Source organism: Pseudoalteromonas sp. 2CM39R (genome assembly GCF_023161845.1).
Window position 1 is genome coordinate 1 of record NZ_JALNTM010000010.1, and the last position, 20,058, is coordinate 20,058.

A 20,058-nucleotide genomic window follows, 5' to 3' on the forward strand; every position below is an offset into this window, starting at 1 on the left:
TGTACGTTGCTCAACACGGGCTGATTCAACCGAGTACGCAATACGTTCAACTGGGCTGAATGATGCATCAAGCAGCAGACGACCAATTGGACGCTCATCGTCATCAGAGGATAAACGACTAGATGCCGGCACATAACCGCGACCGCGCTCAACACGAATACGCATGCTGATCTCGCTGTTATCTGTCGTAAGGTGACAGATAACGTGATCTGGGTTGGCGATAGTTACATCACCATCGTGCTGAATATCAGCCGCAGTCACAGGGCCTACACCAGATTTAGTCAGGGTCAGAAAAACTTCATCTTTGCCTTCTAAAGTTACTGCTAGACCTTTAAGGTTTAACAGAATTTCAATGATGTCTTCTTGTACGCCCTCTTTCGCGCTGTACTCATGCAATACACCGTCGATTTCTACTTCAGTTACTGCACATCCAGGCATAGATGATAACAGTATACGGCGTAAGGCATTACCCAAAGTGTGACCGAAGCCACGCTCTAATGGTTCTAAAACTACTTTAGAACGCGTTGGGTTGATAGCGTCGATATCGACTAACCTTGGTTTTAGGAATTCGGTAACAGAACCCTGCATTTTATCCTCTCTTAACTCTTAACTTTACTTAGAGTAAAGTTCGACGATTAGTTGTTCGTTAATGTCCGCAGACAGATCTGAACGCTCAGGTAGGCGCTTGAAGCTACCTTCCATTTTCTTACCGTCAACTTCAACCCAAGTCGGCTTTTCACGTTGCTCAGCCAACTCTAGAGCAGCGATGATACGTGCTTGTGTTTTTGACTTCTCACGAATTACAACAGTATCTTCTGGAGTAATTACGTATGAAGGGATGTTCACTACACGACCATTAACTAAAATCGCTTTGTGGCTTACTAACTGACGTGCTTCAGCGCGTGTGCTAGCAAAACCCATGCGATATACAACATTGTCTAAACGTTGCTCTAAAAGCTGTAACAAGTTTTCACCTGTATTACCTTTAAGGCGAGCAGCTTCTTTGTAGTAGTTACGGAATTGCTTTTCTAATACACCGTAGATACGACGTACTTTTTGCTTTTCACGTAGCTGTAAACCGTAATCAGATAAGCGACCTTTACGAGCGCCGTGCTGACCAGGTGCAGTCTCAAGTTTACACTTAGAGTCGATAGCTCTTACGCCGCTCTTAAGGAACAGGTCAGTACCTTCACGACGACTCAGCTTGAGCTTAGGGCCCAAATATCTTGCCATGTTATTTCTCCTAACCTATTGTTAAACGCGACGTTTCTTCGGTGGACGACAACCATTATGAGGGATTGGCGTCACGTCAGTGATGTTGGTGATACGGTAACCAGCAGCATTCAAAGCACGTACAGCAGATTCACGACCTGGACCTGGACCTTTGATGAAAACTTCTAGATTTTTTAAACCGTATTCTTGAGCAGCAGTACCTGCACGCTCTGCAGCAACCTGAGCCGCGAATGGAGTAGATTTACGTGAACCACGGAAACCTGAACCACCTGCTGTTGCCCAAGATAGTGCATTACCTTGACGGTCGGTAATTGTTACAATAGTGTTGTTGAAAGAAGCATGAACGTGAGCCATACCATCAGCAACTTGCTTTTTAACCTTCTTACGACGAATTGGTGCTTTAGCCATAATCTACCCCACCTTATTTCTTGATAGGCTTGCGAGGACCCTTACGAGTACGCGCGTTAGTCTTAGTACGTTGACCACGTAGTGGTAACGAACGACGGTGACGTAGGCCACGGAAACAACCAAGGTCCATAAGGCGCTTGATATTTAATGTAACTTCACGACGAAGGTCACCTTCTACAGTGTACTTGCCAACTGCTTCACGCAATACGTCAAGTGTTTCGTCTGAAAGTTCACCGATTTTTGTGGTCTCGGCGATACCAGTCGCTGCTAAGATTTCCTTAGAGCGAGTCTTACCTATGCCATAAATAGCAGTTAAACCGATAACTGCGTGTTTATGATCAGGGACGTTAATGCCAGCGATACGGGCCACTAACACATCTCCTATATTTGAATTTGGTAATCATCTGTTTGAAAAGCCCGTAAGGATACTCAAACGAAGACCAAATCACAACTAAAAACACAGGCCGAGTAAATTACTCAGCCTGCACGACTGTTTAATTAGCCTTGCCTTTGCTTGTGCTTAGGCTCACTGCAAATTACGCGTACTACACCAGCACGTTTAATAACTTTACAGTTACGGCATATTTTCTTAACGGAAGCACGTACTTTCATTGCTCAACTCCGTAAAATGACCTTATCGACCGTAGCCTTTAAGGTTTGCTTTTTTCAGCACAGAATCATACTGATGTGACATCAGATGCGTCTGTACTTGTGCCATAAAGTCCATGATTACAACAACGATAATCAAAATTGATGTACCGCCGAAATAGAATGGCGTTTGCCATGCCATAGTCATGAATTCGGGCACCAGACAGATAAAGGTTATATACAAAGCACCTGCCAATGTCAGGCGTGTCATCACTTTATCAATGTATTTAGATGTCTGCTCACCTGGACGAATACCTGGGATAAATGCGCCAGATTTTTTCAGGTTATCTGCTGTTTCACGCGGGTTAAATACCAACGCGGTGTAGAAAAAGCAGAAGAAGATAATAGCCGCAGCTAAAACCATCGCATATAAAGGTTGACCTGGAGTCAACGTTGTAGCGATTGCTTGTAGCACATCAGCGACCGGACCTTCACCCTGGCCGAACCAGCTTGCAATTGTACCAGGGAACAGAATTATACTGCTAGCAAAGATTGGTGGAATAACACCCGCCATGTTTACTTTCAGTGGTAAGTGCGTGCTTTGAGCAGCAAATACCTGACGACCTTGTTGACGCTTTGCATAGTTAACGACGATACGACGTTGACCACGTTCAAAGAATACAACTAGGTAAGTAACAGCGAATACGATTACAGCAATCAATAACAGTACAAGTACATTCAGATCACCTTGGCGCGCCATTTCGGCTGTCGAACCAATAGCAGACGGCAGGTTAGCTACGATACCAACAAAAATCAGAACTGAGATACCGTTACCGATACCACGTTCTGTAATTTGTTCGCCCAACCACATTAGGAACATAGTACCAGTTACTAAACTCACTACAGCAGTGAAATAGAAACCGATACCAGGGTTAACAACTAACCCGTCCATCATGCCCGGTAAGCTGGTAGCAATACCGATTGATTGGATTGTAGCAAGCACAAGCGTGCCGTAGCGTGTGTACTGGCTAATTTTTTTACGCCCTTGCTCACCTTCTTTCTTAAGCTCTATAAACGGCGGATACATATGCGTTAATAGTTGCGTAATAATCGAAGCCGAGATATACGGCATAATACCCAGTGCTAACACTGAAGCTCGCTCAAGCGCACCACCGCTGAACATGTTAAACATTTCAACAATGGTGCCCTTTTGTTGCTCGAAGAAATCGGCAAGTACAGCGGCGTCAATCCCAGGGATCGGCACGAATGAACCTAGACGGTAAATAATGATAGCACCTAATACAAATAGTAATCGACGCTTCAATTCCGAAAGCCCACTTTGTGCACTTTTCATATCTTGACCTGGTTTAGCCATTAGTACTTCCTTAGTCTTCTACCTTGCCTCCGGCAGCTTCGATAGCTTCGCGAGCACCTTTAGTCACTTTAAGACCTTTAACGGTAACTGCGCGTGAAACTTCGCCAGATTTAACTACTTTAACGAACTGGATGTTCTTTTTAACTAGACCAGCTGCTTGTAACGCGTTTACGTCTACTACATCGCCTTCAACTTTAGCGATTTCAAAAAGGTTAACTTCAGTAGATACTAATGATTTACGTGAAGTGAAACCAAATTTAGGTAGACGACGTTGCATAGGCATTTGACCGCCTTCGAAACCAACGCGAACTTTACCGCCAGAACGTGATTTTTGGCCTTTATGACCACGGCCACCAGTCTTACCAAGACCAGAACCAATACCACGACCTAGACGTTTCTTTTCAGTTTTTGCACCAGCAGCAGGTGAAAGTGTATTCAAATGCATCGAATTAACCCTCAACCTTTACCATGTAAGAAACTTGGTTAATCATACCACGCACACATGCTGTGTCTTCTAACTCAACAGTGTGATTGATACGACGTAGACCAAGACCGCGTAATGTAGCTTTATGCTTCGGTAAACGACCGATAGAGCTCTTTACTTGTGTTACTTTTACAGTTTTATTAGCCATGGTTTACCCCGTGATTTCGTCAACGCTAAGACCACGTTTAGCAGCGATTGACTCTGGAGAGTTCATGTTCTCTAGAGCAGCAATCGTTGCACGAACGATGTTGATCGGGTTAGTTGAACCGTATGCTTTTGACAATACGTTCTGTACACCAGTTACTTCTAGTACTGCACGCATCGCACCACCGGCGATGATACCTGTACCTTCAGAAGCAGGCTGCATGTATACTTTAGAACCCGCGTGGCGACCCTTGATTGGGTGCTGTAGCGTGTTACCGTTAAGGTCTACACTGATCATGTTGCGACGTGCTTTTTCCATTGCTTTTTGAATAGCAGCTGGAACTTCACGTGCTTTACCATAACCAAAACCTACTTTACCTGCGCCGTCACCAACTACTGTTAGTGCAGTGAAGCTAAAGATACGACCACCTTTAACCACTTTAGACACACGGTTTACCGCGATTAGCTTTTCAGCCAAATCAGGCTGTTGTTGCTTTGCTTCTACGTTAGCCATTGTCTACTCCTAGAATTGCAGACCGGCTTCACGCGCTGCATCAGCAAGCGCCTTCACACGGCCGTGATATTTAAAGCCACTGCGATCAAAAGCAATCTTTTCGATGCCTTTGTCAGCTGCACGTTCAGCAACCGCTTTACCAACTGCTTGAGCAGCTGCAACGTTACCTGTGCCTTTAACTGTTTCGCTAATTGCTTTTTCAACAGTAGAAGCAGCAGCCAGTACAGTACCCTCAGCAGTAACTACTTGAGCGTAAATGTGACGTGGCGTGCGGTGGATAACAAGACGCGTTGTGCCTTGTTCAATATAATTTCTACGAGTGCGTTTAGCACGACGTAGACGAGCTGTTTTTTTATCCATCGTCTTACCTTACTTCTTCTTAGCCTCTTTACGGCGTACATTCTCGTCCGCGTAACGAACACCTTTACCTTTATAAGGCTCAGGTTTACGGTATGCACGGATGTTAGCAGCTGTTTGACCAACTAACTGCTTGTCTACGCCCTTAACTAGAACTTCTGTTTGGCTTGGTGTTTCAATCGTAATACCTTCTGGTACTTCGAAATTCACTGGGTGTGAGAAACCAAGAGTTAAGTCTAATACTTTGCCCTTAGCTGCTGCACGGTAACCAACACCTACTAACTGAAGTTTCTTCTCGTAACCTTCATGCGTACCAACAACCATGTTGTTGATTAGAGCGCGAGCAGTACCTGCTTGTGCCCATGCATTAGCTACGCCTTCACGAGGTAAAGTTGTAATAACGTTATCGTTAACTTGTACTTCAACAGCGTCGTTGATAGTACGAGTTAATTCACCGTTTTTGCCTTTAACTGTGATGTCCTGGCCTTTTAATGTAACTTCTACACCGGCAGGAACATTGATTGGTGCCTTTGCTATGCGAGACATAGTTCCCCTCCGATTAAGCTACAAAGCCAATGATCTCACCACCAACGCCGGCACTACGTGCTGCGCGGTCTGTCATTAGGCCTTTAGAAGTTGATACGATAGCGATACCAAGACCACCCATTACCTTTGGTAATTCGTCACGTTTCTTATAGATACGTAAACCAGGGCGGCTAACACGCTGGATATTTTCAATAACAGCTTTGCCTTCGAAATATTTTAAATCGATAGAAAGCTGAGGCTTCGCTTCACCGCTTACAGCGTAATCTGCGATATAACCTTCATCTTTTAATACTTTAGCTACTGCTACTTTCAGTTTTGAAGTTGGCATCGATACTGATACTTTCTTCGCTGACTGACCGTTACGGATACGTGTAAACAAATCCGCAATAGGATCTTGCAAGCTCATAGTCTTACTCCCGTGATACTATTACCAGCTAGCCTTTTTAAGGCCAGGAATTTCACCGCGCATAGCTGCTTCGCGAACTTTAATACGGCTCATGCCGAATTTGCGAAGGTAACCATGTGGGCGGCCCGTAACGTTACAACGATTACGTTGACGTGAAGAGCTAGAATCACGTGGTAAAGCTTGTAGCTTTAATACCGCGTCCCAACGATCATCGTCAGATGTATTAACATCACTGATGATAGCTTTTAGTGCCGCACGCTTTTCAGCATACTGAGCAACTAATTTCGCACGCTTTGCTTCGCGCGCTTTCATAGAATTCTTTGCCATAACCCTACCCTTATTTCTTGAATGGGAAGTTAAACGCTTCTAACAACGCACGGCCTTCATCATCTGATTTCGCAGAAGTAGTGATTGTGATATCTAAACCGCGAACACGGTCTACTTTATCATAATCGATTTCTGGGAAGATGATTTGCTCACGTACGCCCATGCTGTAGTTACCACGTCCATCAAAAGACTTAGCACTCACACCACGGAAGTCACGGATACGTGGGATAGCGATTGAAACCAAACGCTCAAAAAAGTCCCACATACGCTCGCCACGTAGGGTTACTTTACAACCAATTGGGTAACCTTCACGCACTTTGAAGCCAGCAACTGATTTGCGTGCTTTAGTGATTAGAGGTTTCTGACCAGAGATTGCTTCTAGATCCGCAACAGCGTTATCTAGGATCTTCTTGTCAGCTAGAGCTTCGCCCACACCCATGTTTAATGTGATCTTTTCGATCTGAGGGACTTGCATGACAGAGCTGAAACCAAACTTCTCTTGAAGCTCAGCAACTACTTTGTCTTTATATACTTCATGCAGTTTCGCCATCATTCTACTCCAACTATTAGATAGTTTTACCAGTAGATTTAAAGATACGTAATTTCTTACCATCTTCAATCTTGAAACCTACACGATCTGCTTTACCCGTTTCCGAGTTGTAGATCGCAACGTTTGATACGTCGATAGACGCTTCTTTCTCAACAATACCGCCAGCTTGGTTCAACTGAGGAACAGGCTTTTGGTGCTTCTTGATTAAGTTGATGCCTTCGACAAATACTCGACCAGATTCAGCAACAACTGAAAGCACTTTACCGCGCTTACCTTTGTCTTTGCCTGCTAGTACGATTACTTCGTCATCACGACGGATTTTTGCTGCCATGATAGACTCCTTATAGTACTTCTGGTGCTAGTGAAACGATTTTCATGAACTTTTCAGTACGAAGTTCACGAGTCACAGGGCCGAAGATACGAGTACCAATTGGCTGTAAGTTATCGTTTAAGATAACAGCCGCATTGCTATCGAAACGGATCAAAGAACCGTCCGGACGACGAACGCCTTTTTTAGTACGCACAACTACCGCGTTTTTAACATCACCTTTCTTCACTTTACCGCGAGGAATAGCTTCTTTTACAGAAACTTTGATGATATCGCCAACCGCTGCATAGCGACGGTGCGAACCGCCAAGGACTTTAATACACTGCACTTTGCGAGCGCCGCTGTTATCAGCAACGTCCAGCTGAGTTTGCATTTGGATCATGTTAATGACCTCCGGTGTAGAAATTACAACACGCCTTAATTTTGTTTAAAATCAAGACATTTCGGTTAAATTCCACTCAAAAAACAAGCAAGTTGTCTCTTAAGGGCGGGCAATTGTAGCAGCAATGGCAAGGAAGTGGTAGGTTATTTTTTAATTAATTTGGAATTAATCGCAATGCCTGCATTGAGGAATTACAGCAGCTTGCTGGTTTGTTATTGATTATAAAACAAACAGGGCGCAAATGCGCCCTGTTTTTGAGTTTAATTAAATTTTTATTAATTACCAAATAAACCTTTTAATTTGTCTTTAATTTTATCTTTGGCTTTTTCTTTGACTTCTTCTTTCGCCGCATCACTGACATCTAAGCTATAACCAACATCATGGAATGGGCCTTTGATACGCAGTGGAATTTTAAAGCCTGTACTATCATCGGTCGTGCCTTGCCCTTCGATTGAATCAACAATCCCCGTTACTAAGCGGTAGTCTACATTCGTCATAGGTAAATCAACTTTACCAGAGCCTGTAATGCGAATAAGCGGGCTAAGTAGTGACAGGTCTGTATTTTCACCAACACCGTTAGTGAATACAAAACTGCCTTGCAATGCCGAGAAGTCTGTTTGCTGTGAGTTATCAAAGCCAGTATCTAAACCTTCAGATACTGCACTTAAGTTACCTTTGATAAGCTCTTTTGCTTTACGAACCATCTCTGCAATGTTGGCCCCTTTTACCGCACCATCAGCAAACTCAAAGCCTAACTTACCATTTAGAGCATTGATAAAGCTCTTTTGACTTTGACCTGTGGTCGTTAGATCCCAATTTAGAGAGCCTTTACCCATTAACTTATCGAAACCAGCCGCATCAGTCAGTAAAGGCTGTGCATCGATTTTATCTAAAGAAAAGTTAGTACTAATTTTATAAGGTGTTTGCTTGGCGTTAACGGTTATCACACCTTTACCATTGCCCTCATAAGCAACAAACTTGTCTAGACTGATTTTAGCCACTGCATTTTTTAGGTTCACCGTTAACTGGTTTTCACCAAGGGTAATATCATTTGCTTGTAAGCCACTTGAACGCACGACTACATTTGCATCAAGTGCATTTAAGCCGCTCATATCAATTGCAGTATCATCCCAAACAATTGGCTGTGCTGGCGTATCTGCTGCAGGCTCTGCTTGCTCTTCTTTAGCTACGCCCTCTGGTAGGTAAGGGTTTAGATCAAGCATGCCTAAATCAATATCGGCATTCACAGCTAAACGATCACCAAGCTTAATATCGCTTTTACCTTTAATTTGCAGCTCATCTAGGGTGGCAAGTAGCTCAGTAAGCTTAAACTGTTGTCCTTTTAGGTGCATTGAACCCTTTACATTAAAGGCATTAAACGCATTTTCTTTTGCATTAAGCTCAACACCTTGCCAGCTCGCAATGTTTTTAACAGAGTCACCACTGACAGAAAGAAGCCCTTGCACGTCATTACCCATTTCTGCAATTGCACCTTTAAAATTCAAATCGACTAAGCGTGAATCAACCTCAGTGCTTACATTAAAGGTTTCGCCTTCAATCGCTTTAACAGGTGTATCTAGCGTGACATCTAAATCAAAGCGCTCACCCATATAGGTAATACCGCCTTTTAATTCTAAGGTCTTGCGAAGAGAAGGTAGTAAGATGGCTAACTCTAAATCGCTTATCTGTTGCTTTGCTCCGGTTTTACCATCTAGATAAGTGAAAGTACCACCGTAGATTGCCACTTCACCAAGTTCGATATCAAAGTTATCTGGTAAGTTAACAGCGCCAGAACTCTTTTGCTGCTCTGTCTGTGGTTGCTCAGCAACCGCATCAAATAGTTGCCAGTTTGCTTTACCATTTTTATCGGTTTCTAACAAAATCGTTGGTTCGTTAATAACGAATTTATCAAGCTTAAACTCACCGCCAAATAACGACATCCACGGGATACGTATAGCAAGTTGCTGCATGCTTGCCATATCTTTTTGCGAGCCTGTTTGCATATTGGCAAAGTGCACATCATTCAATTCAAGTTTTAATGATGGAAATACCGACAGCTTTTTATCGCCATTAATAGTCAGACTACGACCTGTGGTTTGTTCTACTTGCTCCGATACTTTATTAAATATCGCGTCTGTAGGTATTAGGAATGGTGCAGCGACTACCAATGCAATCAGTAATACGAAGATGACACCAACGATTTTCAGTAAGGTTTTCATAATCATCCTTAAAAATGGGCAAACAATGTTCTTATCATAGCGGGAGTTAGGCGCAATTGCATTGCCCAACACATAAAAAGGTTTGTAAACAAGCTTAGGTACAAGAATATGAATCAGCGCTGAAACATTTTGATACCTATAGGTTACAAAAAGATCTTGACCGTATGATACCCTAGGGTTACATTGATACCTATAGGTTACATTTGAGTTTAAAATAAAAGGAAACGATTATGTCTATGCAAGATATCAAAACGGAAGAAAAGTTTATGAGTCATAACGCATGGTTTTCAATATTCATGGGAGTCACGTTATTAATTATTAGTGTTTACCCAATGCTCAAGCAAACATCAGCACCGTTACTGTTTATTGGCGGTACCGCATTTTTAGGATCTTTCTTTATGTTTGTAATTAGAGGGGGGTTTACATGGAAACTTGGTTATCGCCTTACGTATAAGGATGAATTTTTAAATACGATTGATACCATCGCTTATAAACATGTTGTGCTTGGATTGCTTTTTAGCATGGGGGCTATTTTTTTATTGTCTGATGAACTTGCTTTAAATGTATCTCATAGCATGATGGCCACATTTTACCTTGCCTTGATGTGTTTGATATATGGCGTATCAATTCTTTGGCAAAGTAGAGACTAGGTATAAAAGTGCAAAATAGTATCGCTAAATTCCGCAAAGAAAAGGGGTTATCGCAGCAAGAACTTGCTGATGCCATTGCAGTATCACGTAAAACCATTAGCACAGTTGAAACAGGCCGCTTTATACCCTCGGTGATTATCGCGTTAAAAATTGCTGCTCACTTTGAACTCAGTGTTGAGCAATTATTTACACTCGATGACAATGATTAATAAACCACATCAGTCGCAATCTTACTTATAAATTATCAGTAAGATTGCATCATTTCATTACTTCGGTATGATGCACGACCCTGTTGTTTTTGCACCCTGTGTACTAAAATTAAACAACCCAATTTGGTCAAAACTGGAGTATCGATTAAGCATGAAGAAACTGCTTATTTCACCGTCAAAAATGGCGCTTGGCGAGCAAGAAAGTCAAATTTATCAAAATATCCTCAAGCAAGCCTCTGATATCAGCTTAAACCTTATGGCAGTTAAAGTAGAAAACCACCCTGAAGACTTTTTAGGTTGGTGCTATGAGCTATTAAGTGCAAGCCGCGATCGCATTAACTACGATCTATTAGAAGATAAGCAATTACCCACTCTTAAAAAACTTCATGACTTATTAATTTCTGCAATCAGCTTTTTGCAGCTCAAAACATTAAGGGTCGCGCCATGGCCTGTTATCGCAGGCTTTATCGAGCAGCATAAAGAGCTTGTAGCCCTTGATGAGCAACTACGCTTAGCTAATTACATTGCTGCTATTAAATCGCAATCACTAAAAGAGATGATCCCAGAAGACCGTTTAGCGTTTTCAGGTAAACACAGTGCCTCGCTTGATCCAAGCAGCTATAACTTCGACGTTGAATGGTTTGCTTCTACTAAGAACGCAAAAGGTTTCCACCAAATGTTGAGTGATTTACCAGGTGCATTCGATGAGGCGCTTGCACACATTCCACTTGAGGGTGAAGTAACGCAAGAACATTATCAGCATTTTATGGTTGCTTACTTCATGGCATTTAATGGCAGCGATGAAAAGCCAACGCTTGCTCCTGCTACTCGCTTGCTTGCGATGCGCCGACCTGACGTGTTTACACCAATCGTAAATAGTAAACTTGATGCCCTTTGTGCGGCATTAGGCATTACTAAGCTTAATAACCGTGATTTTGAGCGCTACTGGCAAGATGTTGTAGAAGCAATACATAGCATGCCTTGGTTCAAAATGGCCAGTGCAGCAAATGAGCTTGAACAATCTCTAGTTGAAATCAAAGCCCTATTGCCTAGCTTCTTTTATTATGCAGATAAAAGTACCGCTGATAACTCTAACTATATTAAGTTGTTAAACAAACCTAAGGGTACCACAAGCTCAGCAGGTAAAAAGACCGTACGCCGTGGCAAAGAATCAGCAGAGATACTGGTGGACCGAGCATTAGCAAGTGATGATATCCCTGAACATATCAAAGCTAAGCGCGATTCAATCATCAGTGAAGTTGAAAAAGGCCGCAGTGTTGAAGAAACCATTACTCTAATGCGTGCAATTTTCGGCTAAGTTACTCTCAAATAAGCAAAACCCGGTTGCTTCGCAATTGTGCAACCGGGTTATTTTTTGCACCACACATGTGCGCATGAACAATTCAAATAACCATCCTTTTCACAATTAAACAAGTTTAAAAGCCTGTTTTTAAAGCCTTTAAGCATAAAATATCCCGTTCGAAATTAACTTGGCACAACCAGTGCAATATCGTATCCAGACAACACATAGAAAATGTCCTCAAATAATAACCAGACTGCAATCTGAAAATGGGACAAAATCAACATAACAACAGGATACAGAAACATGCTAAAACTAAAAAAAACGGTCGCAGCAAGCGCCATTGCGCTATTAACTTTGAGCTCAACATATAGTTATGCAGAAGTAACAGCTAATGCAGCAGCCACTTCTAACTACTTGTGGCGTGGTCAAGAACAAACCGGCGGTGATGCTGCAATCCAAGGTGGTATCGACTACGCAAGTGAATCTGGCTTTTATGCGGGTACTTGGGTATCGAATGCTAGCTGGGCTGACGACATGACTTACGAGCTAGACCTTTATGCTGGTTTTGGCGGTGAAATCAATGAAACCTTTAGCTACGATGTTGGCTACATTTATTATGCATACCCAGATGCAGCGTCTTATACAGATTCAGACTTCTCTGAAATCTACGGTAGCATTAGTATGGGTAGCTTCACCTTTGGTGCAGCAGTCCTAGCAACATCAGCAGCAAGCGGTGACGGTACAGATTTTGGTGACTCTCTATATTTAAATGCTGACTACGGTTTCCCTGTAGGCAGTACCGGTGCAGAAATGGCCCTTCATTTAGGTCATTACTCAGGGGATTTCATTGGTGATGATGACATCATCGACTACGGTGTTTCAGTGTCGAAAGACGGCTTTACTTTCGGTCTTTCAGACAACGACATTGATGGTTCAGATGTAAAAGTGTACGTCGCTTACGCGGTTGACTTCACTTTATAAAGAATGTGTTACTTGCTGCAACACGAAGGGCCGATAAGGCCCTTTTCTCGTTTTGGGCTATTCGTTAAGGCACACTATGACCGGTTGAGCCTTGCCAAATGCGATACCATTGTTCACGGTTCATAGAAAGCTGCTTAGCTTCAACAGCTGATTTAACACGCTCAATATTGCCCGTACCAAGTACCACAGACGGTGCACTTGGGTGCATTAACAGCCAAGCATAAACAACCTGATCAATAGCTGTGGCACCAATTTCAGCACCAACCTGCTCTAACACCGCACGTAAACGCACCGCTTTTTCATCATCACTTGAGAATAAACGACCCCCAGCTAATGGTGACCAAAGCATAGGTTTGATATCGAGCAATTGGCATTGGTCTAAGCTGCCATCATCAAGGGCTTTCATTTCGTAAGGTGAAAACTCAATTTGATTGGTCACAAGCTCAAAGTCTAAACGCGACTGCAACAAACTAAGTTGCGATGGCGTAAAATTTGATACACCAAAATCAATCACATCACCATTCGCTTTTAGGGTATTAAATGCTTGTGCCATTTCATCGGCATTCATTAAGTAATCAGGGCGATGGATAAGTAATACATCTAAACGATCAGTGTTAAAGTTTTTAAGTGACTGCTGTGCTGAGGCAATAATATGCGCGGCACTTGAATCATAATGGTTTGCTTTGCCTTGTAATCCTAGGCTTGCAAACGCAGGCTTAATACCACATTTAGTGATTATTTTGATTTCATCACGAATACTTGGTTTTAGTTTAAGTGCTTTACCAAATTCGGCTTCACAACCGTATTCACCGTAGATGTCAGCATGATCGGTATGTGAAACTCCAATATCGATTGCATTTTCTAAAAAACTTAAGCATTGCTGTGGCGTTATCTGCCAATCTAGCAAGCGCCAGAACCCTAATACCAACTCATCAATACAACGACCATTGCTATTCACCATAACGACCTACTATTCCTAATAAATTCGACTCAAATTAATCTTTTAACCATATCACAGATTTACTAATCACAGCTGTTAACATACAGTTACAAAACAAATTGCTAATTTGTTACTAAACAGGATATTTTAGTACCTAAAAACAAATGTTATAAAACAAGGAATAAAAAATGAAATCATCAAATGTCATGACCGCATTGGTTGATATTTTTATCAGCCCGAGCAAAGCCTTTAATGGTTTAAAGGAAGCAAAAGGTTGGTCTTTTGTTGCCTTTATTTTACTTGCCGGCATCCTCGCTGCCAGCATGTTTGCTTTTTACAATAAAGCTGACCCGCAGTTTTTAATCGATCAACAAGTGGCAGCGGCCAGTGTTGATGCCACCATTGCAGAACAAAAAATGATTCGCCAAAGCATGGAGCAAACCATAGATATGCAAGTATGGTTTGCTATATTTGGTGGCATCATTGGTTTGGCTGTTATTAATGCTCTAATGGCAGGCTACTACCTATTTGTATCTAAGCAAGATCCAGAAGCTAACTACGGTTATGGTGCGTGGTATGGCTTTGGTGTGTGGACCATGATGCCAATGATTATCTCAAGTCTTGGTTTACTCATCTTAGTATTAACTGCGAGTACCGACCAAATCTCACAGACGTTATTTAACTATGCTTCGATTAACCAACTTTTAATTGGTTTAGAAATTGGCCACCCATTCTACACCTTACTTGAAAGTCTCAATATCTTTTCTATTTGGGGTATTTTCATCGCAGCTATCGGTTTAAAGAGCTGGACTAATTTCACTTTCAATAAAGCGCTACTGTTTGCAGCTCTACCAAGTATTGTTATTTACGGTATTTGGACTGTAATCGCTCTCGTTTAATTCTGCTTTGAGCGGCAATATGCCGCTCTTAACTACCAAGGAAGTAACATGAAAAAAGCCATTATTATTGGCCTCGCTGTTACGGCATTTGTCGCTTTACTGATTTCAAAACAAGTCACAGGCAATAAAGATGCACCAGAAATGCATATTGCAGAAGTTGAACAAGGCAATATTGCCGATTCAATTTTAGCCTCAGGCAACCTAGTCTTTAACACCCAAGTGCAACTGCGCTCAGAAGTGACAGGCCGTGTAGCGAAAGTGTTTGTCGAGGAAGGTGAAAGTGTCACTGAGGGCGATATTTTAATGCGCCTAGATACGACCGCGTTTGAATCTGAAGTTGCCCGCAATAAAGCCGTGCTTCGTGCGACCGAAATAGATATTAAACATAGCGAAACCCGATTAAAAAATATCGAGCGTCAACTAAGCCGCCAAAAAGAGCTTTATGAAGTTGGCCTTGCTGGCCAAGAGGTATATGAAAACCTACAAAATGCCCGCGATTTAGCAAAAATAGATATTGAAGCAAAACGTGAAGCTTACAACCAAGCCCAAGCATCGTTATTGATTGCTGAAGACCGTTTAAATAAAAGCGTGTTTCGCGCTCCAATGAGTGGCCTACTTGCTTCGGTCAATATTAAAGAAGGTGAAACTGTTATTGCGGGAACAACTAACATTATTGGCTCAGACCTGATGCTAGTAGCAGACCCCAGCGCAATATTAGCCGAGCTTCGAGTGGATGAGACTGATATTGCCGGTATCAAATTAGACCAACATGCAGATATCTATGCCGCCGCTTACCCAAATCAACCTTTCACTGGCAAAGTAATAAACATTGGCACATCAGCAAAAAATCAAGCCGGTTCTCAGGGCTTATCATTTAAAGTCAAAGTACTGCTTGATGCCACTGACCGCCAGCTTTATGCCGGAATGAGCTGCCGCGCAGAAATCGCCACAAGCATTGCCGAAAACGGCTTAAAACTGCCTATTGAAGCTATTCAAAAAGAGGATGATAGCTACTTTGTCTGGAAGCTTAACGCAGATAACACAGTAACTAAAACAGCTGTTACGGTAGGTATTTCTTCAGATATAGAGCAAGCACTAACCAGCGGTGTTGCAAAAGGAGATCGTATTGTTATCGGCCCAGCTAGACCACTTAGCTCACTAAAAGAGGGTGATACGGTAGCCGTTAAAAACAGCCCTGAAAAAGGTGCTAACTAATGTCTGCGGTGATCAAACTCAGTAATATCAATAAACAATACAAAATGGGCGAACAAGTTTTCAAAGCCCTTGATGATATTAATATTGAAATTGCGCAAAATGAGTATGTTGCCATTATTGGCCCTTCCGGCTCAGGTAAATCAACCCTGATGAACTTGCTTGGCTGCTTAGATACTCCCACCAGTGGTGACTATTATTTAAAAGATAAGCTAGTAAAGCGCATGACCGAAACGGAGCTTGCTCATCAGCGAAATGAAAGTGTTGGCTTTATTTTTCAAAGTTTCAATTTATTACCACGAGCATCCGCCCTTGAAAATGTTATGCAGCCCTTAGTGTATCGATTTATTTCTGCCAAAGAGCGAAAGCAACAAGCGCTCGAATCATTACAACGGGTTGGTCTTGGCGATAAGGTAAATCACCTTTCGAGCCAGCTTTCTGGTGGTCAACGTCAACGTGTCGCTATAGCTCGCGCACTGGTTACTAAGCCCCACATTCTACTTGGTGATGAGCCTACCGGTAACTTAGATAGTAAAACCACCACTGAAATCATGGCGCTGTTTGATGAGCTTCATAACGAAGGGCACACCATTATTTTGGTTACTCACGAACAAGATATTGCTGATCACTGCCAACGGGTTATTCGTTTAGTTGATGGCAAGGTTGTTAGTGATACCCGTAAAGGCGAAGGAACAAGACAACATGTTTAAATCTGCTATCGCTGTAATGGAAGGTACAAAAGCCGCACTGATGGCAATTAAAGCCAATGCGATGCGCAGTGCCCTTACCTGCTTAGGCATTATTATTGGTGTTGCAGCGGTTGTGACAGTGGTGGCAGTGATGCAAGGGTTTACCAAGCAAATTAATGATCAGCTTGCTGATATGTCTCCCGATGTCACCAATATAAAACCTTACACTAGCGTAGAAAAAGAAATGGTAGGTCAACAAGCAAAGTTAACCTACAGCGACTTTTTAACTCTAAAAGCCCGGGTGAAAGAAGCCGAAACCTTTACTGCGCTAATGTTTACTTGGCGCTTTTCTGGTGCAGCAGAGTATGGCAATAAAAGTCATGCTTCACGGGTAATGGGCACCGAGCAAGACTACCAAAAAGCTTATCGCACCTACCCAGAACTCGGGCGGTTTATTCGCGCAGAAGATGATGAAAAACGCCGTCGAGTGGCGTTTATTGGCCCTTCAATTATCGAAAAGCTTAACCTGCCTGAAAACCCTGTAGGCGAATATATTAAACTCGGTGGTGAGTGGTTTCGCATCATTGGTGTTGCTGAAAAACAAGGTAGTTTATTAGGTTTTGACCAAGACGATTACATTAATATTCCAATAAGTACCATGAGTGCGCTAGAAGGCGGCAGTGTTGATACCAATGTACAAATGATGTTTCGTTTGAAAGACGATGCTAACGAAGCGCAAGTACTGGCTAAAATTCGCCGTATCTTACGTCAATTACATAAACTGAAAGACGGTGAAGATGACGACTTTGAATTTGAAACCGCCGAAAAAGCCCGTGCTAATATCGATAAATTTACCGGAAGTGCTACCGCAATTACCGCGGGGATAGTGGGTATCAGCCTGGTAGTTGGTGGTATCGGAGTGATGAATATCATGCTGGTTTCGGTAACAGAACGTACGCGTGTGATCGGCACCTTGAAAGCATTAGGGGCAACACCTGGCTTTATTATGCTGCAATTTTTAGTTGAAGCGGTGGTGCTATCACTATTTGGTGGTTTAATTGGTTTAGCGATTGGTTATGGTGCTGCGGCACTGATTTCGTTATCAGTGCCGAGCATGCCAGATGCCTACATACCGGGTTGGGCGATTATGCTGTCATTTGGCTTTACTTCATTGATTGGTATTGTGTTTGGCTTAGCGCCCGCTATTAAAGCGGCACGCTTAAACCCAATTGATGCGCTGCGTTATGAGTAACTAGTCTGGCTTATAAGGTACTTGAGCGCAGCTTATTTCAACTGTTTTCGGGTACCAAATAGGCCCAACTTGGTTTACTGCAACTTCAGCTAAGCCATTGGTGAACGACTTATAAGTGTGAACAGTTTGCCATTCGGAATCAGGACACTCCTCAGATAAGTCGACAGGCTTTGAACCTTCGTAAAGCGCTGCGGCAAAGTTATGATGCCATTGCTCTGTTGCAGGCGCTTTATTGGCTTGCGCAGCACTGCCATTATCAAAGTAGATATTTGTGCAACCACTTAAGGTTGCTACTAACACAGTTGTTACTAGTAGGCTTTTCATAGTTGTTGCTCCTGTGCTTGTTGCTCACACCATACTTTTACTGTGTGAGGAGCATAAATTCCGAGTGTAACGAGTCCTAATGCGCCATCAGCGAATGTTTGTTGCGATTGCATTTGGGCAACTTTTTTATCTTGGCAAATAGCCTTTACATCAACGCGCTCTTCACCAACAAGGCCCCACAAAAAGAATGGGCGGCTATCTTGGTAATCAGCTTTAGTGGCTAATTTATTGGTTGTTTTTTCTGGCACTATGGTGACTGATGAACACGCTGTCACCGATAAGGCAAGCAGCATACAGGCCATTTGTTTCATGAGTAGTTCCTTTGTCTGAGTTGTTAAGCTCAGTAAGTATAAGAATATGAGTACTCATTTTGGGTAAGAAAGCGTATAGAAATTGTAGGAAATACTACAGTTTCTAACATTTAGCCTTTGAACTAAACTGGGGCTATCGACGACTAACTCTTGAGAAAAGTAACTAAAGGTCATTATGACGGCATATTTGCGTATATTTTTATTACTTGTGTGTTTGAGTGTGCTGTCTTGGTATAGCTTTTCAAGCGATCCTAGCTCTGATGAGCAACAAGGTATAACCAAAACCGCTGTGAACCTTGCAAATTGCCAACAGCAATTAGCGCAAAGCCGCATGCAAACTTATGCTGAACATTATATTTTGCCCTATCAGTTCAAGTTATTGAGTTGGAATATCTACAAAGCACAAATAGATGGCTTACTCACAGATTTGCAAAAGCTAAATGCCGATGCTGATATTGTGTTACTACAAGAAGCTATCGAAGAACCTGCACTTACGAAGCTAAAACCTTACTGGCGCTTTGCTAAAGGGTATAAGAGTGGCAGCGTGCAATCAGGGGTTATGACACTCAGCCGCTGGCCAGCTACTGTGCATTGTACACTCACCCATAAAGAGCCTTGGCTACGTAGTCCAAAAGCCACCAATATTGTGGAGTATGCGCTGCCAGATCAACAGTTATTACTGAGTATTAACCTACACGCCATTAATTTTACGATTGGCGTAAGTGACTTTAAGCAACAGCTCGACGATGCCGCTGCTATTATGCGAACGCATAAGGGCCCAATCGTATTTGCCGGTGATCTCAATACCTGGAGTGATGAGCGCCAAGCCTTATTACAGCAAACATTGACCCAGCTAGGTTTGCACGAAGCTATTTATTTAGATGATAAGCGCACCAAAGCATTTGGATTAGCACTTGACCAAGTATGGGTGCGCGGTGTCAAAATAGAGACAACCGTTGTGCCTGAGCTTGCAAGCTCAGATCATAACCCAATAATTGCAACCTTGACGATAGAGCATCAAACGCTATGAGATTATGTATGAGAAGATATTGGTTTATCGCGTTAATATTATTGAGCATTAGCCAATTCAGTGATGCAGCCACCCCAGAACAAGAGATAAATCACCTCATTGATTTTGTAGCTAAAAGCGATGCCATATTTATTCGCAACGGTACAGAGCACTCAAGTCAAGATGCTGCCGAACACCTTGCTATGAAGTATCGAAAAGCGACCCGCTATGCAAAAACCGCTGAAAAGTTTATCGAAAACCTAGCGAGTAAAAGCTCATGGAGCGGTAAGCCCTATAAAGTAAGACTCAGCAATGGGTCGTTACTCAATGCAAAAGATTGGTTGAGCAATGAATTAAAAGAGTACCGCCGAAACCAACATATTCATAATTAAAATCATCAACACACAAGAAGCGAAAA

At 42.5% G+C, this 20,058-nt stretch carries 29 protein-coding genes and 1 pseudogene; 10 read left to right on the forward strand and 20 right to left on the reverse strand.

The genetic code is table 11. The annotated features are described in order from the left end of the window. From MTF66_RS21115 to MTF66_RS21195, 17 genes and pseudogenes are all read right to left on the reverse strand, one after another. Positions 1-588, reverse strand: a pseudogene (locus MTF66_RS21115) (DNA-directed RNA polymerase subunit alpha); the annotation flags it as partial. 24 nt (positions 589-612) lie between these two features. Next, positions 613-1,233, reverse strand: coding sequence for a 30S ribosomal protein S4 (gene rpsD / locus MTF66_RS21120; protein ID WP_036974007.1), 621 nt, complete (start codon positions 1,231-1,233; stop codon positions 613-615). Between the two features lie 21 nt (positions 1,234-1,254). Next, on the reverse strand, positions 1,255-1,641 hold the full coding sequence (rpsK, locus tag MTF66_RS21125) for a 30S ribosomal protein S11 (RefSeq protein WP_036974009.1): 387 nt from the start codon (positions 1,639-1,641) through the stop codon (positions 1,255-1,257). Between the two features lie 13 nt (positions 1,642-1,654). Then, positions 1,655-2,011 (reverse strand): 30S ribosomal protein S13, encoded by a 357-nt coding sequence (gene rpsM, locus MTF66_RS21130; RefSeq protein ID WP_054562818.1) that lies wholly within the window; start codon positions 2,009-2,011, stop codon positions 1,655-1,657. 128 nt (positions 2,012-2,139) lie between these two features. After that, the gene (gene rpmJ / locus MTF66_RS21135; protein ID WP_002959476.1) at positions 2,140-2,253 is read right to left on the reverse strand and encodes a 50S ribosomal protein L36; all 114 of its coding nucleotides are present in this window, start codon (positions 2,251-2,253) and stop codon (positions 2,140-2,142) included. Between the two features lie 22 nt (positions 2,254-2,275). Beyond that, positions 2,276-3,604, reverse strand: coding sequence for a preprotein translocase subunit SecY (gene secY / locus MTF66_RS21140; RefSeq protein ID WP_036974013.1), 1,329 nt, complete (start codon positions 3,602-3,604; stop codon positions 2,276-2,278). 10 nt (positions 3,605-3,614) lie between these two features. Continuing rightward, positions 3,615-4,049, reverse strand: a complete 435-nt coding sequence (gene rplO / locus MTF66_RS21145) for a 50S ribosomal protein L15 (RefSeq protein ID WP_054554386.1) — start codon at positions 4,047-4,049, stop codon at positions 3,615-3,617. Positions 4,050-4,053: 4 nt separating this feature from the next. After that, entirely contained in the window at positions 4,054-4,236 is a 183-nt protein-coding gene (gene rpmD / locus MTF66_RS21150) for a 50S ribosomal protein L30 (protein WP_016710201.1), read from the reverse strand. A gap of 3 nt (positions 4,237-4,239) precedes the next feature. Next, positions 4,240-4,746, reverse strand: coding sequence for a 30S ribosomal protein S5 (gene rpsE, locus MTF66_RS21155; RefSeq protein WP_036974018.1), 507 nt, complete (start codon positions 4,744-4,746; stop codon positions 4,240-4,242). 9 nt (positions 4,747-4,755) lie between these two features. Then, positions 4,756-5,106 carry a 50S ribosomal protein L18 gene (rplR, locus tag MTF66_RS21160; RefSeq protein WP_036974021.1) on the reverse strand — a complete coding sequence of 117 codons (351 nt, stop codon included), beginning with the start codon at positions 5,104-5,106 and terminating at the stop codon, positions 4,756-4,758. 9 nt (positions 5,107-5,115) lie between these two features. Next, on the reverse strand, positions 5,116-5,649 hold the full coding sequence (gene rplF, locus MTF66_RS21165) for a 50S ribosomal protein L6 (RefSeq protein ID WP_054554387.1): 534 nt from the start codon (positions 5,647-5,649) through the stop codon (positions 5,116-5,118). A gap of 13 nt (positions 5,650-5,662) precedes the next feature. Continuing rightward, positions 5,663-6,055 carry a 30S ribosomal protein S8 gene (rpsH, locus tag MTF66_RS21170; protein ID WP_058586189.1) on the reverse strand — a complete coding sequence of 131 codons (393 nt, stop codon included), beginning with the start codon at positions 6,053-6,055 and terminating at the stop codon, positions 5,663-5,665. Between the two features lie 21 nt (positions 6,056-6,076). Next, entirely contained in the window at positions 6,077-6,382 is a 306-nt protein-coding gene (gene rpsN / locus MTF66_RS21175; protein WP_058586188.1) for a 30S ribosomal protein S14, read from the reverse strand. Positions 6,383-6,392: 10 nt separating this feature from the next. Continuing rightward, a complete protein-coding gene (gene rplE / locus MTF66_RS21180) occupies positions 6,393-6,932 on the reverse strand; it encodes a 50S ribosomal protein L5 (RefSeq protein WP_248528865.1) in 540 nt (179 codons plus the stop codon). Positions 6,933-6,948: 16 nt separating this feature from the next. Next, entirely contained in the window at positions 6,949-7,263 is a 315-nt protein-coding gene (gene rplX / locus MTF66_RS21185; protein ID WP_054554391.1) for a 50S ribosomal protein L24, read from the reverse strand. A gap of 10 nt (positions 7,264-7,273) precedes the next feature. Continuing rightward, positions 7,274-7,642, reverse strand: a complete 369-nt coding sequence (gene rplN / locus MTF66_RS21190) for a 50S ribosomal protein L14 (RefSeq protein ID WP_010378257.1) — start codon at positions 7,640-7,642, stop codon at positions 7,274-7,276. Between the two features lie 275 nt (positions 7,643-7,917). Continuing rightward, the gene (locus MTF66_RS21195; protein ID WP_248528515.1) at positions 7,918-9,861 is read right to left on the reverse strand and encodes an AsmA family protein; all 1,944 of its coding nucleotides are present in this window, start codon (positions 9,859-9,861) and stop codon (positions 7,918-7,920) included. Positions 9,862-10,091: 230 nt separating this feature from the next. Here MTF66_RS21195 and MTF66_RS21200 point away from each other — a divergent pair, with 230 nt between their 5' ends. The 4 genes from MTF66_RS21200 (at position 10,092) to MTF66_RS21215 (ending at position 13,004) form a co-directional block, all read left to right on the forward strand. Continuing rightward, positions 10,092-10,511: a hypothetical protein gene (locus MTF66_RS21200; protein WP_058586185.1), complete on the forward strand. Its 420-nt coding sequence runs from the start codon at positions 10,092-10,094 to the stop codon at positions 10,509-10,511. An 8-nt stretch (positions 10,512-10,519) separates the two neighbouring features. Further along, positions 10,520-10,720 carry a helix-turn-helix transcriptional regulator gene (locus MTF66_RS21205; RefSeq protein WP_058586184.1) on the forward strand — a complete coding sequence of 67 codons (201 nt, stop codon included), beginning with the start codon at positions 10,520-10,522 and terminating at the stop codon, positions 10,718-10,720. 151 nt (positions 10,721-10,871) lie between these two features. Beyond that, positions 10,872-12,038 (forward strand): hypothetical protein, encoded by a 1,167-nt coding sequence (locus tag MTF66_RS21210; protein ID WP_248528518.1) that lies wholly within the window; start codon positions 10,872-10,874, stop codon positions 12,036-12,038. Positions 12,039-12,326: 288 nt separating this feature from the next. Continuing rightward, positions 12,327-13,004, forward strand: coding sequence for a TorF family putative porin (locus MTF66_RS21215; protein WP_248528521.1), 678 nt, complete (start codon positions 12,327-12,329; stop codon positions 13,002-13,004). 64 nt (positions 13,005-13,068) lie between these two features. Here the strand turns inward: MTF66_RS21215 and MTF66_RS21220 are convergent, their stop codons facing one another. Continuing rightward, entirely contained in the window at positions 13,069-13,962 is an 894-nt protein-coding gene (locus MTF66_RS21220) for an aldo/keto reductase (RefSeq protein WP_374237577.1), read from the reverse strand. Positions 13,963-14,132: 170 nt separating this feature from the next. On the opposite strand from MTF66_RS21220, the gene MTF66_RS21225 reads away from it, so the two are divergent. The 4 genes from MTF66_RS21225 to MTF66_RS21240 are packed head-to-tail and all read left to right on the forward strand — an operon-like array spanning position 14,133 to position 17,996. Next, positions 14,133-14,843, forward strand: coding sequence for a YIP1 family protein (locus tag MTF66_RS21225; RefSeq protein WP_058586182.1), 711 nt, complete (start codon positions 14,133-14,135; stop codon positions 14,841-14,843). Positions 14,844-14,891: 48 nt separating this feature from the next. Beyond that, complete coding sequence (locus MTF66_RS21230) at positions 14,892-16,058, forward strand: efflux RND transporter periplasmic adaptor subunit (protein WP_058586181.1); 1,167 nt, start codon at positions 14,892-14,894, stop codon at positions 16,056-16,058. After that, positions 16,058-16,765 (forward strand): ABC transporter ATP-binding protein, encoded by a 708-nt coding sequence (locus MTF66_RS21235; protein ID WP_054562823.1) that lies wholly within the window; start codon positions 16,058-16,060, stop codon positions 16,763-16,765. The genes MTF66_RS21230 and MTF66_RS21235 overlap by 1 nt, the downstream gene beginning before the upstream one ends. Next, positions 16,758-17,996 (forward strand): ABC transporter permease, encoded by a 1,239-nt coding sequence (locus MTF66_RS21240; RefSeq protein ID WP_058586180.1) that lies wholly within the window; start codon positions 16,758-16,760, stop codon positions 17,994-17,996. Before MTF66_RS21235 ends, MTF66_RS21240 begins: the two co-directional genes overlap by 8 nt. On the opposite strand, the gene MTF66_RS21245 is transcribed toward MTF66_RS21240, so the two are convergent. Together MTF66_RS21245 and MTF66_RS21250 are read right to left on the reverse strand one after the other, a co-directional pair. After that, a complete protein-coding gene (locus tag MTF66_RS21245; protein ID WP_054562825.1) occupies positions 17,997-18,320 on the reverse strand; it encodes a Bor/Iss family lipoprotein in 324 nt (107 codons plus the stop codon). Continuing rightward, positions 18,317-18,631 carry a Bor family protein gene (locus MTF66_RS21250; RefSeq protein ID WP_054554401.1) on the reverse strand — a complete coding sequence of 105 codons (315 nt, stop codon included), beginning with the start codon at positions 18,629-18,631 and terminating at the stop codon, positions 18,317-18,319. Before MTF66_RS21250 ends, MTF66_RS21245 begins: the two co-directional genes overlap by 4 nt. A 175-nt stretch (positions 18,632-18,806) precedes the next feature. Between MTF66_RS21250 and MTF66_RS21255 the strand changes: the two genes are divergently transcribed. Together MTF66_RS21255 and MTF66_RS21260 are read left to right on the forward strand one after the other, a co-directional pair. Then, entirely contained in the window at positions 18,807-19,661 is an 855-nt protein-coding gene (locus MTF66_RS21255) for an endonuclease/exonuclease/phosphatase family protein (protein ID WP_248528527.1), read from the forward strand. A gap of 8 nt (positions 19,662-19,669) precedes the next feature. Next, complete coding sequence (locus MTF66_RS21260; RefSeq protein ID WP_248528530.1) at positions 19,670-20,032, forward strand: DUF5329 domain-containing protein; 363 nt, start codon at positions 19,670-19,672, stop codon at positions 20,030-20,032. The last annotated feature ends 26 nt before the right edge of the window (positions 20,033-20,058 follow it).